Origin of the sequence: Actinoplanes sp. NPDC049802 (assembly GCF_040656595.1) — a bacterium.
Classification (GTDB): Bacteria; Actinomycetota; Actinomycetes; order Mycobacteriales; family Micromonosporaceae; genus Actinoplanes.
The window spans coordinates 127,110-140,816 of record NZ_JBFAMR010000013.1; the positions used below are offsets into that span (position 1 = coordinate 127,110).

Genomic DNA, 13,707 nt, shown 5'->3' on the forward strand with positions numbered 1-13,707 from the left:
GGCGAGCTGGCCGAGGCCGCCGAACGCTGTGCCACCGCACACGCCATCGCCACCGAGATCGGCGACCCGCACCTGGCCGCCTACACCGCGCAGGCGCTGGCCAAGGTGTGGATCCGGCAGGGCGATCCGGAGCGGGGACGGGAGCCGCTGCGGACCGCGCTGGCCACCACCACCGGGCGGCGCGACGGGCACGGGACGGCGCTGGTCACGCGTACCCTCGGCGAGCTGCATCTGGCCGCCGGGCGGCCGGCCGAGGCGATCGGGCTGCTGGAGTCGGCGGCCGAACAGTGGCGGGCCATCGGGATGGAGCTGGGCTGGGCGCGGACGCTGCGGGATCTCGGCGCGGCCCGCTGCGCGGCCGGCGATCACGGCACCGCACACCAGCACTGGGCGGCGGCCGGCGAGATCTTCGAAGCGCTCGGCGTACGGGAGCGGACCGAGCTGACCGAGTGGCGTGCCCGGTTCGGGTGTCACTGCCCACCGGAGACCGTCTCGGCGGCCCGCATCACCCGCAGCACGTTGCCGCCGGCCAGCGCCGCCAGTTCCGCGTCGGACCAGCGGCGGGCCGCCAACTCCCCGAACAGCCTGGGGTAACCCGACACGTCGTCGAGCCCGGCCGGCATGTCGCCGCAACCGTCGAAGTCGCCGCCGACACCGACGTGCTCCACCCCGGCCGTCTCGCGGACGTGCTCGACGTGATCGGCCACCTGCTCCACCGACACCGGCGGAGGCGGGCCGTCCGGATTCCGCTCCCACGCCCACCGGTCGGCGGACAGGAACGCCGGGACGAACGTCACCATGCACACGCCGCCGTTGCCGGACAGCCGGCCCAGCACGTCGTCGGGCACATTGCGGGGATGGCCGCAGAGGGCCCGCGCCGACGAATGGCTGAAGATCACCGGGGCGGTGCTGACGTCCAGGGCGTCACGCATCGTGGTGTCCGCGACGTGCGACAGGTCGACCAGCACGCCGATCCGATTCATCTCGGCGACCACCTCACGGCCGAAGTCGCTGAGACCGCCGAGCCGGGGCTCGTCGGTGGCGCTGTCCGCCCAGGAGACGTTCTGGTTGTGGGTCAGGGTCAGATACCGTACGCCCAGCTCGGCCAGCATGCGCAGAACGGCGAGCGAGTCGCAGATGCTGTGCCCGCCCTCGGCCCCGATCAGCCCGGCGATCCGCCCGGCCCGGAAAGCCGCCTCCACCTCGCCGGCGGTCCTCGTCAACGTCATCCGGCCGGCGTGCAGCCGGGTCATCTGATGCACCAGGTCGATCTGCTGAAGGGTGCGCACCACGGCCGCGGCCGGTGGCAGGTCCCCGGGCACGTAGACCGACCAGAACTGGGCGCCGACCCGGCCGGCGGTCAGACGCGGCAGGTCGGTACGGGTCCGCGGATGCGGCCGGTCCAGGGCGAACTTCTCCAGGTCGGCCGGGGAGACCGGGCCTCCGGCCAGGGTGCGCAGCGCGTCCGGCAGATCGTTGTGCCCGTCGACGAGCGGGTTCGCGCTGAGCAGGCGGGCGATTCGGTCGCCCCCGTCACGAGCAGACTCGTCGATCGGCCACACCCGCGGATCACACCCCATCCGAAGCCGTACGTACAGCACGCGGAGGGTGCGGGATCCCCCCTTGTCGCAATCCCGCACCGTCCGCGTCCTGAGGCGAGGAACGTCGAACCCGGCGCCCGCCAGCGCATCATGTCGGCGTCCCGTCCGGCGCCGTTCCGGAGCTTGACACGGGCGTCTGCCGGTTTTCTGGCACGTTTCTGTCAGCCGGGCCCGGTCGGCCGGTTCGTTCGGCAGAGCTCGATGCGCGTCAGTCCCGGTTCGTCCGGCAGAACTCGATGCGCGTCAGTCCGGTGGCAGGGTGGCGCCCCAGCGGCGGAATTGCGCCCGGGCCTGGCGCTCGGCGCGGGCCAGCAGCCGGGCGCGGCCCCCGGGCAGCCGGCCCAGGCCGTGACTGACCAGCAGGTTCGCGCCGACGCGGGCCAGGCCGTACCACGGCGGCCGGTAGGGCAGGCCCAGGTCGCGCATCGCCGCCCGCCCGAGCAGCCAGCAGCTCACCGACAGCGCCCGCTCCCGCTCCCAGCGCCGCCGCGAGCCGGTCGTCACGTCGTCGGTCATGTCGATCAGGGCGCGGGCCAGGGCGACACTGTTGCCGTCCGGCGGCGGGTCGTTCGAGAGGAAGTGGTAGAGCAGCCGGCGGCCGCGCCGCTCGGTGTGCGGCAGCCATTGCTCGTCGACACCCATCAGCCAGCCGATGTAGCTCCACAGGTGCATCACCGCGCGGGCGTCGGCGCGGGTCACCCGTACGCCCAGAAGGCGCAGGTGGAGCAGGAAGCTGGTGCTGAAGACGCCGAGGGTGCTGGCCTGGTCGTACTGGTTGACGGGGACGCCGCGCGACGCGCGGTCCCAGGCCGGATCAGCCTCCAGGCGCGCGTTGACCAGCGCGTGCATGACCCGGACGTGCAGGGTCAGGCGGTATCCGCCGGCGCCCGGCTCCAGCCCGCCCGGCGCGGTGACCGCGCGCCACCAGAGGGAGGTCTCCAGGATCCGGCGCAGCGTCTCACCACCGGCCAGCCGCCCGGTCCGCACCAGCGGCTCCAGCGCCGCCGCGGTCCGGTAGCCGCCGAGCAGCGATCCATACGCCAGGACCAGGCCGGCGTCCATGCCGAACGACCGGCACGCCTCGGCGCCGCGGGCCAGCAGCTGATCGTCCACCCAGGACGGCCGTTGACCGACCGCGTCGTAGAACGCCCGCACCGGCGCAGGCACGTCGTCGCCCGGACCGGCGGCCAGTGCCCGGTGCAGCTCGTTCGGCCGTACCGCTCGGATCAGCTCGGCGGCGAGCTCGTCGCGCCGCATGAGGCCGGCGCCCAGAGCGGCCAGCTCGTCACCGGTCGGGTCCGCGCCCGGACCGGCGACCAGGCGTAACGGCCGGGCGGCCCGCTCGGACCACCGCCGGTCGGCGCCGAACCGGCTAGGCACCCGCGGCTCGGCGTGCGTCGTCATCACTCGACGATAAGGCGAACCGACGATCATCGACGAGACCGGCGCCACCGCCACCGCGAAGACATCCATGCCCGGCTTTGTCTCCGATGCCGATTCTTGATCGATGGGGAGCGACGTGGAGCGGCTCGGGGAACTACGGTGCGACCGTGCACAACCAGGTTCCTTCCGACCCCTTCCAGCAGCCGGTACAGCCGGCCGCCGCCCCTTATCCCCCCGCACCGCCACTCTCTCCCGCCACGCCGCCGCAGGCTTATCCCGCCACGCCGCCGCAGGCTTATCCGGCGGGCTGGGCCGATGGGGCACCGCCGGCCGGCGGCCCGGCGGCGTTCAACCAGTTCCCGGCGGGACACCCGGGCCAACCCGGTTACCCGATGTCGCCGCCACAGGCGCCGGGCACCAACTCGTTCGCGATCGCGGCCCTGCTGTCCAGCATCATCGGCGGCCTCGGCATCGGCACCATCGGCGGCCTCGTCTTCGGCACCATCGCGTTGAGGCAGCTCAAACGGCAACCACAGCGGGGCCGCGGGCTCGCCATCACCGGTCTCGTCTTCGCCGGACTGCACATCCTGATCGCGGGCGCGGCCGTAGCCTTCTTCATCATCACCGAGCAGCGGAACGCCGACGCCGGTATCGACGCCGTCGCGGCCACCGACTTGAAGGCGGGCGACTGCATCAAGGACTTCAGCGCGACGTCGGCCGTTTACCGTCTGCCGACGGTGGCGTGCACCGATCCGCACACGGCGGAGGTCTATCACGTCTACACCTTCCCGGCGGGCTCCTACCCCGGCAAGAGCCGGGTCGAGGCGGAGAGCGACGACCGGTGCGGCGCGGCCTTCGAGCCGTACCTGACTCCGGAGACCGAGAAGATGGACATCTACTACCTGTACCCGACGAACAGCAGCGAATGGCGCGAGAGCCGCGGCATCACCTGCATCGCCGTCGAGCCGAGCGGCACTCGCACCACATCACTGACCAGGTGACCGGCACCCGGCCACACCTCGGCGTGGCCGGTCCCGGACCGACGAGAGCCAGCCCACCAGGCCACCCTTCGAACAGAGTCGCGGCAGACCGCAGTCGGCGGACAAGAACCACATAACCGCAGCTCAGACCCAATCGAAACCCCAACCTGATGTACGCCCTGAACGATGCTGACGGGCAGAATTGAGTTTCACTGATCGTCTGCGCTCCATAGGATCTCCGGTGATCAGGGGAGATGACACGGTGGGCGATTTCCAGCAGTTCGTAACGGATGTAACCACGCGTCTGTCCACGATGTCCAAGGGCGAGTTGTACGTCGTCGGCGACGGCCTCGACCGGGACTCGATCTGGCTCACCTTTCTCGATTCCTTCCCCGCCGGCACCAATCCCCGGTTCCGTGAGCGGCCCGAGTACGACTGCTCGACCTGCCGCGGGTTCATCAAGAACTTCGGTAACGTCGTCGAGATCCACGACGGACACGTCCGTACCCTCTGGTCCGGGGTGTCCGCATCCGACCCGGTCTTCTCCGTCGTCGCCGCCGCATTGGACGAGTTCGTCGGCACGCTGCCGTTGTCCAGCGTCTTCCGGTCCACCGAGTCGCAGTACGGGACGAAGACGACCCGAACGCTGCGCGACGGCCAGGTCGAGGTGTGGCACCACCTGTACGGCCGGGTGGAGAAGCGGCATCGTGTCGGGGACGTCGGCGCGGCCCGGAGCGTCTTCGACACCACGGTGCAGGTGTTCCAGCGTGGCCTGGCCGAGCTGGCCCAGCCCGCCCTGGACACCGTCGTCGACCTCATCGACGACAACGCTCTCTACCGCGGCACGGAGCATCGCCCGGCGGTGACCGAGTTCCGGTCGCTGCAGAAGCGGTGGAGGCAGGCGGCGGACGGACGGGCCTTCGTTTTCGCCAACGCCATGAACCCGGCGGCCCGGTTCCGCAACACGGTGATCGGCACCCTCGTCCAGGATCTCTCCGCGGGCGTAGACCTGGAGCAGGCGGTCCGCTCGTTCGAGGCGAAGGTGGCGCCGCAGAACTACCGGCGCCCCACGGCGCTGATCACCCCGGCCATGGTCAAGGCCGCCATGAAGACCATCGACGAACTGGGCATCGAGGAGTCGTTGCAGCGACGGTTCGCCTGGCTGTCCGACGTGTCGGTCACCAACGTGCTGTGGGTCGACAACGACACCCGATCGCGGATGAAGGACGGCATCGAAGGGCTGCTCATGCGGGCGGCGACCAGCGGACCGTCAGGTGCGCGCCTTCGTGACGCGAAGCCGGAGGAGATCCCCGTGGTCACCTTCCTGAAAGACATCCTGCCCGGCGCCGCGACCATCGACATGTGGGTCGCCAACAGCCACGAACCGAACTTCGTCAGTCTCACCACCGGCCGGCACCCGTCCGCCCCGCGGCTGTTCACCTGGGACAACGATTTCGGCTGGTCCTACCGCGGCAACGTCACCGACTCGATCAAGGAGAGAGTCAAGCGGGCCGGCGGCAACGTGGCCGGCAAGCTGCGGGTGAGCCTGTCCTGGTTCAACCACGACGACCTCGACCTGCACGTGTTCGAACCCAACGGCGACCACATCTGGTACAGGGACAAGCGCAACAAACTGGACGTCGACATGAACGCGGGCGGGGCGTTCTCACGCGAGCCGGTGGAGAACGTCACCTGGACCGACCACCTTCCCGACGGCGAGTACCGGATCGAGGTGAACCAGTTCCACAAGCGGGAGAGCACCCAGGTCGGCTTCGTGATCGAGACCGAGAGCAACGGGAGGATCCAGCACTACAGCCACGAGCGCGCGGTCAGCCACAAGGAGACCGTCGAGGTGGGCCGGATGACGGTCACCGGCGGGGTGATCACCGCTTTCCGGCCGGGTAAGGACATGCGGCCGGGCAGCGCCGGCAAGGATCTGTGGGGCATCACCACCGAACAGTTCGTGCCGGTGTCCACCATCATGTACTCGCCGAACTACTTCGACGACAGCGAGGTCGGCAACCGCCACTACTTCTTCATGCTGAAAGGGTGCGTGAACGACCAGCCGACCCGGGGGATCTACAACGAGTTCCTCCGCGGCGACCTGCAACCGCACCGCAAGGTGTTCGAGGTTCTCGGCGACCGCACCAAGTGCGAGCCGTCGGAGGATCAACTGTCCGGCCTCGGCTTCAGCTCCACGGTCCGCAACTCTGTGGTCGCCAAGGTGACCATGACCAGCGGCCGGCGCCACCTGATCAGCATCCAGTTCTGATTCCGACCAAGGCATCCGAGAGGAGCCACCGTGACCATTTTCGAAAAGGCCACGCGGGAGAAGTTCCGCTACCCGTCGGTCAAGGGACTGCTAACCACGGAACAACTGTGGGAGCTTCCGCTGACGGCCAAATCCGGCTTCAGCCTCGACGACGTGGCCCGGGCCGTCAACGCCGAACTGAAAGCCGTCGACACCGAGTCGTTCGTGGCCGTCGAGGCCAATCCGGCCAAGGCAACCTTGGAAGCCAAACTGGAGGTCGTCAAGCACGTCATCGCCATCCGCCTCGCGGAGGACCAGGCGGCGAAGGCAGCGGCAGCCAAGAAGCTGGAGAAGGAGAAGCTGCTGGCAGTCCTGGACCGCAAGCAGGACGCGGCCCTGGAAAACCTGACCGAGGCAGAACTGCTGGCCCGAATCAACAACCTGTAGCCGTCGGTTGCGCCTGCGGAGACACACACTCCCGAGAAGAGATGGCTCAGTGGGGTAGCGCGGACCTCGATCCGCCCTACCCCACCGCCTTGTTCCGATGCCCTCCTCGCGAGGAAACGGACTGCAGGGCTGGGCATCGCCGCGCGAGCGACTCGTTCGGTGTCTCCTGGAATGGGCGCCAAGAAGATTGCATCGAAGCCCCGAGCGCCACCACTCCGCATCCGCCAACCCGGGCACCAGCCACAGCAACCCGGCCACACCTCCAGTGCCATCCGGCGGGTCCGCGACGAGCGCACCGACCACGCCGCCGGCAACCGCGTGATAGAACGCCTCATCGTCGTCGCGATCAGGCTGCCGCACCAGGCGACGTGGCTGCGGCCTTCGCTGACGGGGACTACCAACGCCGCTCAGTTGACACCCGTCACGCGATTGCCGGGCTCGCGATGATCCGGTAGGTCTGGGGGTTTCGCGCGATGCCTACTGACCCGTTGACCAGATACGGTGCGGCGCCGGGATCGACCTCACGATCCTCGCCGGTCCTGGCGTCCACCACGACCGGCCCGTTTTCGGTGCTGCCGTACAACAAGCCCTTGCGGGCGGCTGTCACACGTACAGCGGTACGGCCGCTGCCGTCGGGGGTGATGGCCCAGAGCCGCTTGCCGGTAGCGGCATCGACGGACACCGTTTCATTGGCGCCTGAGCATACCGCGATACCTACACCGTCATAAGCACATGTGTCGGTGATGAACTCTCTGGTCACCGTCTTTCCTGTGGCTGCAGCCAGCAGTCGGTCATCCGGCGCGCCACTGCCATAAGCGTTCCCGTGGAAGGCCACCAGAGTGGGGCTCACCGGTCGTACACTCGCCGCGTACACGTCGGCGCGGTCCCGCCAGGCCAGTTTGCCGTCGGCTGCGCTGAATCCGGACAGCCTGCCGCGAACCGGATCGTCATGGAGCACGCCCACCGCGGTGCCATCGGCGACAGCGCCCACCACAAAGTTCGGGTTCTGCCACGCGACCTTGCGTTGTAACAGGTCCACGCCGTAGGTCATCGTTCCGGCCCGCAACACGGCCGTACCGCCGGAGACACCGGCAACCGCGACGGGATCCTCGGGTGATGCGTCATCGCTGGGAATCGGAATCGACCACAGCCGTTCGGCTGTGGCGGCATCGACGCCGACGAGCTCGATGAGGTTCCTTGCTGCCGTGGTGCCGCTGCCCTTCACCGCCGTGTACAGCGCGGTCAACACGGTCGGAGTACCGCCGACATCGGCCAGCACGGGCCGCTCGGCGGCTCTCCGGGCAGAACCGACCGACGTGTTGTCACCTCCGATGGCAGCCTCCGTCCGCCCGGTTCGTACATCAATGACGGTCATTTCCTTCAAGTTGCCGACGTAGAGCAGCCTCCCGTAAAGGACGGCCGGGAATTGACCGACCATGCCACCCGCCAGGTTGAACGTCCCGGACGCGACACCCTCGGGCAAGATGACCGCGCTCGCCGAGTCGAATCTCGTGGGCGGGTCGAACGACACCTCTGCGGCGGCCGACGCTGGCGCGGCACTCGCCGAGGGAGCGGGTTCCTCACGCCCACCGTCACCACAGCCACCCACCAGGCCGGCCCCTACTAGAACCGCCACCATGCCACGTCTCATACTCGCGTCCTTTCTGATCATCAACGGACGAGAGGGTAATCGCACGTCTATTCGCGGTCGGGCGCCGCCCGTAGGCGCGACGGCCGTCATACGGGCGGCGCGGTGGCCGGTCGACATCAAGGAGCGAGCAGCCGCCGCTGGGGCCTTTCCGCGATGGTTCCTCTGTCGTCAGACGGTTGGGCGAGGGTGCCGGCCGCGCACACCGCCTGGCCTTCCGATCGACGTACCCGGGCGGATGCCGGTCCCGCCGTGACGACCGGCTCCGGCTACCGGGTCATCGGATCTCGTTGCCGGGGTGTTCGCCGTCGTAGGCCTCTCGGGCCGAAGCAATGGCAGCGCGGTGCTCGAGCGACCAGTCGGCGAGTGCTTTGACGAGGTGGGTGAGGCTGGCGCCGATCCGGGTGAGGCGGTAGTCGACTTGGGCCGGAACGGTCGCATAGACGGTACGCAGCACCAGACCGTCTCGCTCCAGGCGACGCACCGTGAGGGTCAGCATGCGTTGAGAGATTCCGTCGATGGCGTGCTGAAGTTGCCGGAAGCGCCGCGGGCCGTTGGCGAGCTCGACGATCACAAGGACCGACCACTTGTCACCGACCCGGTCGAGGACGTCGCGGATTCCGCAGTCGGCGTGATCCGCCTGCCCGCAGGGTTCGAGCTGCGCTCCACTGTGGGTTACCTCGGTGTGCGTCAGTGACACGAGAATGCCTCCTTGTGGGCCGGTCGCGACCACATCAAGATCTCACCGTAGTTCCGAAGAGAACCACGGTAGGAGACCGAACCGAATGATCATGGTTACGGGCGCGAACGGGCAGCTGGCCTCTCTCACATTGCAGGAACTGGCCGGGCGCAGCATGGCCGCCGTAGGCGGAAGCCGCACACCCAGAGCCGGGCAACGCCACCTCGACTTCGACGAACCGCCGAGTCTGGACTTCACCGGCGTCTCGACCCTGGTCCTCGTCTCGGCCGGGTACGCCGAGGATGATCAGGTCATCGTCCGCCACCGCGCCGTCCTCGACGCCGCGGTCCGCGACGGGGTGGGTCATGTGATCTACACGAGCCTGACCGGTGCCGGGGAGCACCTCGGCTTCGCCCTGGCCCATCGAGCCACTGAGCAGATGGTCAGAGCCGGCGGATTCGGGTGGACCATCCTGCGCAACGGGCTCTACGCCGAACTCTTCGGCGCCCTGCTGACCTGGGCGCCCGACGGCCTGGAGTCGGCGTTCGGCGACGGCGCGCTCTCCGCAGTGGCGCGTGCGGACCTGGCGGCGGCCATGGCCGTCGTGGCAAGCGAACCGGCGGCGCACGCCGGCAGGATCTACGACCTGGTCGGCGACCCGTTCACTGCCACCGACATCGCCGGCCGTCTCGGCTTCGCTCACCACACGATCGGGCTTGGCGAGTACCGGGCACGACTACTCGCTGACGACACTCTTCTACCGTTCCAGCCGCCGATGCTCACCTCGATCGCCAGCAGCATCCGGCACGGCTTCCTCGGCAACACCGGTCCTGACCTCAGTCGACTACTCGATCGACCGCTCGCCGACCCGCTGGCCATCGCCGCGACGGCTACCGCCGCGACGCGGCCGAGGACGCGCTGACAGCGGCGATCGAAGCCTAGGCCTGACGCGAGGAAGCCCATGCACATGTCGACGGGGCCTGAAACCAGTTTCGGGCGTCTTTGACACGCGCCACCGCGCGAATCACGGTCACACCAACCGCTGTGCCCCGGCAGGTTCCCGCCGCCTCAGCCAAACGTGGCCCGATGATCTCGGATCCGGCCTTGCTGGTCGTGGCCGTACAGGTCATTCGGCGTTTACGGCCGGGCACTACGACGATGCGGCTGACCGAACGACTGCGGGGATGCGGATGGCCGACCCTGTCGGTGGACACGCTCCAGGCGGTGATGGAAACGCCCTTGTTCAAGATGGCCCCGCCCATCGCGAAGTCGAGGGAACGGACAGTAGGGCTGGGCGTCCGCCGTGCGAGCGATTCGTTCGGTATTTCCTGGAATGGGTGCCAAGAAGATCACCGCAAAACTCCGGGAGTGCGGGTGGTACGGCGTATCGCGCGGGCAGGTCGAAGAGATCCTGAACGCGCACAGGCCGAGGCTGGTAATGGTGACATCTCAGCCAAACGGCGTCGTTCGCACGGAAGGCACCGGTCGTCCCGGCACTGCCGCCGAGCATCCGGTTGGCGTCATAGAACACGTCCGCGATCCGCGGCAGGTGCACCTGGGGAGAGGCGCCAGAACACGTACAGGTCGCCGCCTGTCACTTCCAGTTCGCGGCTTACGTGAGCCCGGCGTTGATGATTTCCATCGAAGCCTTGAACGCCTCGATCGCCTGCGTCCGGTATTGCGGCTTCTTGTCGCCCTTCACGTCCGTGGTGATGTAGTCGAACTTCACAATCACCGAGATGTTGTTGCCCATAACGGCCTGAAAGCGGAAGTTGTACTGGTATCCATGGATGCCGTTCTTGCAGGGCTTGGCCGCGCACGGCAGGTCGGAGGCCACCGGATCTGCCTGATCGAGGGTAAGCAGCTCCTCCACCGTCTCGGGCGTGTACCTCGGGGACGGGACCCTCAGCATCTCCTCGTCTGGATATCTACCGTAATCGAACCTGGCTCGGCCGAAGACCGGGACCTTGGTGGCCACGTCGTAGTACTCGCCTTCCGGTCCGATAGCGCACAACGGCACATTGGTCCCGAATGTCGAGTAGTGGAAATCGGCAGCGTATTGAACGGTCCCATCGCTTGGCAGTCTCACCGTCCTGTCCAGCGCTTCACAAACCGCGGCGAGCTCGGCCTCCGTGGCTCGTTGGACACCGGCTGCCGCCGAAGACGCCGAAGGCGACGGCTCGGATGGCGGCTGCGACTGGACATCTCCGGGTTCGGCTGAAGAGCCGCAGCCCGCCAGCAGAAGCATGACCAGGGCACCCGGCACCCTCCTCTCATCATCGAGTCGCCTCCGTCTCGTAGCCCCGCCCGCCAGTGTCGTTGTCACCCGGGATCGTGTCGTTGACGAACCGGGTCGCACCCGGATCGGTGTCCCCCACCCAGTCACGAGCCGGAGAACGGAATCCCGATCCGCTGCTGGGGAGCCTCGAAGTGGTGCACGCCGGTGAAGAGCCGAGGGTTCACTGCTCGCTCATGTTGCGCACGAAGTCGGCACAGACCACGAGAGTCGCGAGATCAGAGGGTGGTGGGACGGGATGCGCCCGCCACCCTTGACTCAACCCGGGGTCTGGAGTCCCTGCCTGCCGTCCTGTTGCCGAGCACGCGGACCGTCGTACTCACTTGACGGGCAGGCCCTTCTCACCGTTGAGGAATGCTGGTTGTCGATCGACTGTCGTGACGCTCTCAGCCGTACGCCCTCGCAGGCATTGATCGATTCGCGGCTGGTCGTCGTCCGTGCCGCTCAAGGGGCATTCGGCTGGTCGATCCGGACCATCGCGATGCCGGGGCGCGCCTTGTAGCCCCCCATCGCTCGTCCCCTTCACGGTCGTAGAGGTAGCTCGCGGGCGGCTGGCCGCGCCACCATTGCTCGATCGTCCGGGTCTCAGCGCGGTGACAACCTGCGGATGGTCTGAACAATCGTCAAGTGCGCGGTGACTGCGGCAGTTCGGCGACGAGGCAGGCGCCGTCGGCGACGTCGGCCACGTACAGACGGCCGCCGTGGCGTACGGCGATGTCGCGGGCGATGGCCAGGCCGAGCCCGGCGCCGCCGTGGCCGCGGTCGCGGGCCTCGTCGACGCGGGCGAACCGTTCGAAGACCCGCTCCCGATCCGGCGCGGGAATGCCGGGACCATCGTCGCGGACCTCGACCCGCACGAGGCAGGGCTCGGCTTGCGCGACGGTCACGACCACGCGGTCACGGGCGTACCGGGAAGCGTTCTCCAAAAGGTTTCTCAGCATTCTGGCGAGTTCCTCTTCGCGCCCGATCACCAGTGCGGGTTCCTCGGACAGCACGGTGAAACGCTCGTCCGGCGGCACCTGATAGCGTCGCTCGCTGGCGAGTTCCTCGGCGATTGCGGCGAGGTCTACCGGCGTCGCGGTGGCCGGCGCCGCTCGCTCCAGGCGCGCGAGCAGCAGTAGGTCGTCGGTGAGCGACTGCAGCCGCTTGGTGGCGCGGCTCAGCACTTCCAGGTCGGCGGTGTCGCCGTGTACGAGGGCGACCTCGATGGTGTTGCGCAGGCCGGCCAGCGGGCTGCGCAGTTCGTGGGCTGCGGCGGCGACGAACCGGCGCTGCCGCTCGGCCCCCTCAGCGAGCCGGTCGAGGGTCGCGTTCATTGTTTCCGCCAGGCGGGCGATCTCGTCGCCGGTGCGTGGTTGAGGCACCCGGCCGCTTATGTCCACGGCGGTGATGCGTGCCAACTCGGCCCGCATCCGCTCCACCGGGCGCAGCGCGCGTCCCGCCGCCCACCAGGCGACCGTGGCGACGAACAGGACCGCGGCGGGCAGCCCGCGGTACAGCCAATGGTCGACCGGCGCCACGACGGCCTCGGCATCGAGCGGTGAGACGAGTACATAGACGGTGGCTTTGACATCTTTGGCGTCGAGCCCCGATGCGCCGGGGTTGTAGGTGTTGTAGGCCACCAGGGTGACGGTTCGCCCGTCGAGTTGCCCGGGTTGGCCGCTGCTCGCCGGTCGCAGTAGAACGCTGACGCGAGGAAACACGAACTCGCGCGATTGCGGTGGTGAGGCGGGGAGCGTCAGGCCGCCTTCGCGGAGGTAATAGGCCAGTTGATCCTGCGCTTCCAACACCGTGCCGTGGTTGTCGACGACGACGTAGTTGACCGCATCCGAACCGAAATACGGAAATTGGTATGTCTTGTACTTTCGGTAGGCGTCGGCAAGCCGGCCCGGATTCGACTCGGGATCGTCGAAGTCCGAGGACCGGATGGCCAGGGTACCCAGGTCCGCGTTGACCCTTGCCGCTGGTGTTTCGTAGGTCGAAGCGATGGCGAGGGCTCGCGACTGCGCAGTCACGATGGACGCCGCCACGCTGTTGGCGTAGATCGCGTGACGCAGCCAGAGTGCCCCGCCGCCGAGGCAGAGCGCGGCCGCCAGCGCCGCCGCGGCCGCCGTCCGGACCCGCACTGCGGCGAGTTTCGGCAGCCGGGGCCTACGCATGGCCATCCACCAACCGGTAGCCAGCACCCCGGACCGTTTCGATGCTCCGCACGGCGAACGGCACGTCGATGCTGCGGCGCAGTGCCCGGATGTAGACCTCGATGATGTTCGGGTCGCCGTCGTAGGCCGCGGCCCAGACCTCGTCCAGGATCTCGGTCTTGCTCACCACTGAGGTTCCACCTTCGAGCCGGACACCTTGAAACCAGACAGCGGTCTGGGGGAAGGATGTCCCGGTGCCCCGCCCTTCGAAGTACAACGAGGAC

The 13,707-nt window shown here is 68.3% G+C and carries 11 protein-coding genes; 4 read left to right on the forward strand and 7 right to left on the reverse strand.

Annotated features, from left to right (window positions below; all coding sequences use genetic code 11):
• Positions 1 to 470: 470 nt before the first annotated feature.
• Together AB0I88_RS12495 and AB0I88_RS12500 are read right to left on the reverse strand one after the other, a co-directional pair.
• Positions 471 to 1,562, reverse strand: coding sequence for a dipeptidase (locus tag AB0I88_RS12495; RefSeq protein ID WP_361021920.1), 1,092 nt, complete (start codon positions 1,560 to 1,562; stop codon positions 471 to 473).
• Between the two features lie 282 nt (positions 1,563 to 1,844).
• Positions 1,845 to 3,005, reverse strand: a complete 1,161-nt coding sequence (locus AB0I88_RS12500) for an oxygenase MpaB family protein (RefSeq protein WP_361021923.1) — start codon at positions 3,003 to 3,005, stop codon at positions 1,845 to 1,847.
• 371 nt (positions 3,006 to 3,376) lie between these two features.
• Between AB0I88_RS12500 and AB0I88_RS12505 the strand changes: the two genes are divergently transcribed.
• From AB0I88_RS12505 to AB0I88_RS12515, 3 genes are all read left to right on the forward strand, one after another.
• Complete coding sequence (locus AB0I88_RS12505) at positions 3,377 to 3,985, forward strand: DUF4190 domain-containing protein (protein WP_361021926.1); 609 nt, start codon at positions 3,377 to 3,379, stop codon at positions 3,983 to 3,985.
• 241 nt (positions 3,986 to 4,226) lie between these two features.
• Positions 4,227 to 6,236, forward strand: coding sequence for a hypothetical protein (locus AB0I88_RS12510; RefSeq protein ID WP_361021956.1), 2,010 nt, complete (start codon positions 4,227 to 4,229; stop codon positions 6,234 to 6,236).
• 30 nt (positions 6,237 to 6,266) lie between these two features.
• Complete coding sequence (locus AB0I88_RS12515; RefSeq protein WP_361021929.1) at positions 6,267 to 6,662, forward strand: hypothetical protein; 396 nt, start codon at positions 6,267 to 6,269, stop codon at positions 6,660 to 6,662.
• Between the two features lie 421 nt (positions 6,663 to 7,083).
• On the opposite strand, the gene AB0I88_RS12520 is transcribed toward AB0I88_RS12515, so the two are convergent.
• Together AB0I88_RS12520 and AB0I88_RS12525 are read right to left on the reverse strand one after the other, a co-directional pair.
• The gene (locus tag AB0I88_RS12520) at positions 7,084 to 8,193 is read right to left on the reverse strand and encodes a PQQ-binding-like beta-propeller repeat protein (protein WP_361021932.1); all 1,110 of its coding nucleotides are present in this window, start codon (positions 8,191 to 8,193) and stop codon (positions 7,084 to 7,086) included.
• 394 nt (positions 8,194 to 8,587) lie between these two features.
• Positions 8,588 to 9,010: a helix-turn-helix domain-containing protein gene (locus AB0I88_RS12525; RefSeq protein ID WP_361021935.1), complete on the reverse strand. Its 423-nt coding sequence runs from the start codon at positions 9,008 to 9,010 to the stop codon at positions 8,588 to 8,590.
• An 85-nt stretch (positions 9,011 to 9,095) separates the two neighbouring features.
• On the opposite strand from AB0I88_RS12525, the gene AB0I88_RS12530 reads away from it, so the two are divergent.
• On the forward strand, positions 9,096 to 9,911 hold the full coding sequence (locus AB0I88_RS12530) for a hypothetical protein (protein ID WP_361021937.1): 816 nt from the start codon (positions 9,096 to 9,098) through the stop codon (positions 9,909 to 9,911).
• A 690-nt stretch (positions 9,912 to 10,601) separates the two neighbouring features.
• Here the strand turns inward: AB0I88_RS12530 and AB0I88_RS12535 are convergent.
• From AB0I88_RS12535 to AB0I88_RS12545, 3 genes are all read right to left on the reverse strand, one after another.
• A complete protein-coding gene (locus AB0I88_RS12535; RefSeq protein ID WP_361021940.1) occupies positions 10,602 to 11,237 on the reverse strand; it encodes a hypothetical protein in 636 nt (211 codons plus the stop codon).
• 671 nt (positions 11,238 to 11,908) lie between these two features.
• Positions 11,909 to 13,450, reverse strand: coding sequence for a HAMP domain-containing sensor histidine kinase (locus AB0I88_RS12540; protein ID WP_361021943.1), 1,542 nt, complete (start codon positions 13,448 to 13,450; stop codon positions 11,909 to 11,911).
• The gene (locus AB0I88_RS12545) at positions 13,437 to 13,610 is read right to left on the reverse strand and encodes a winged helix-turn-helix domain-containing protein (protein WP_361021947.1); all 174 of its coding nucleotides are present in this window, start codon (positions 13,608 to 13,610) and stop codon (positions 13,437 to 13,439) included. The genes AB0I88_RS12540 and AB0I88_RS12545 overlap by 14 nt, the downstream gene beginning before the upstream one ends.
• Positions 13,611 to 13,707: the final 97 nt, after the last annotated feature.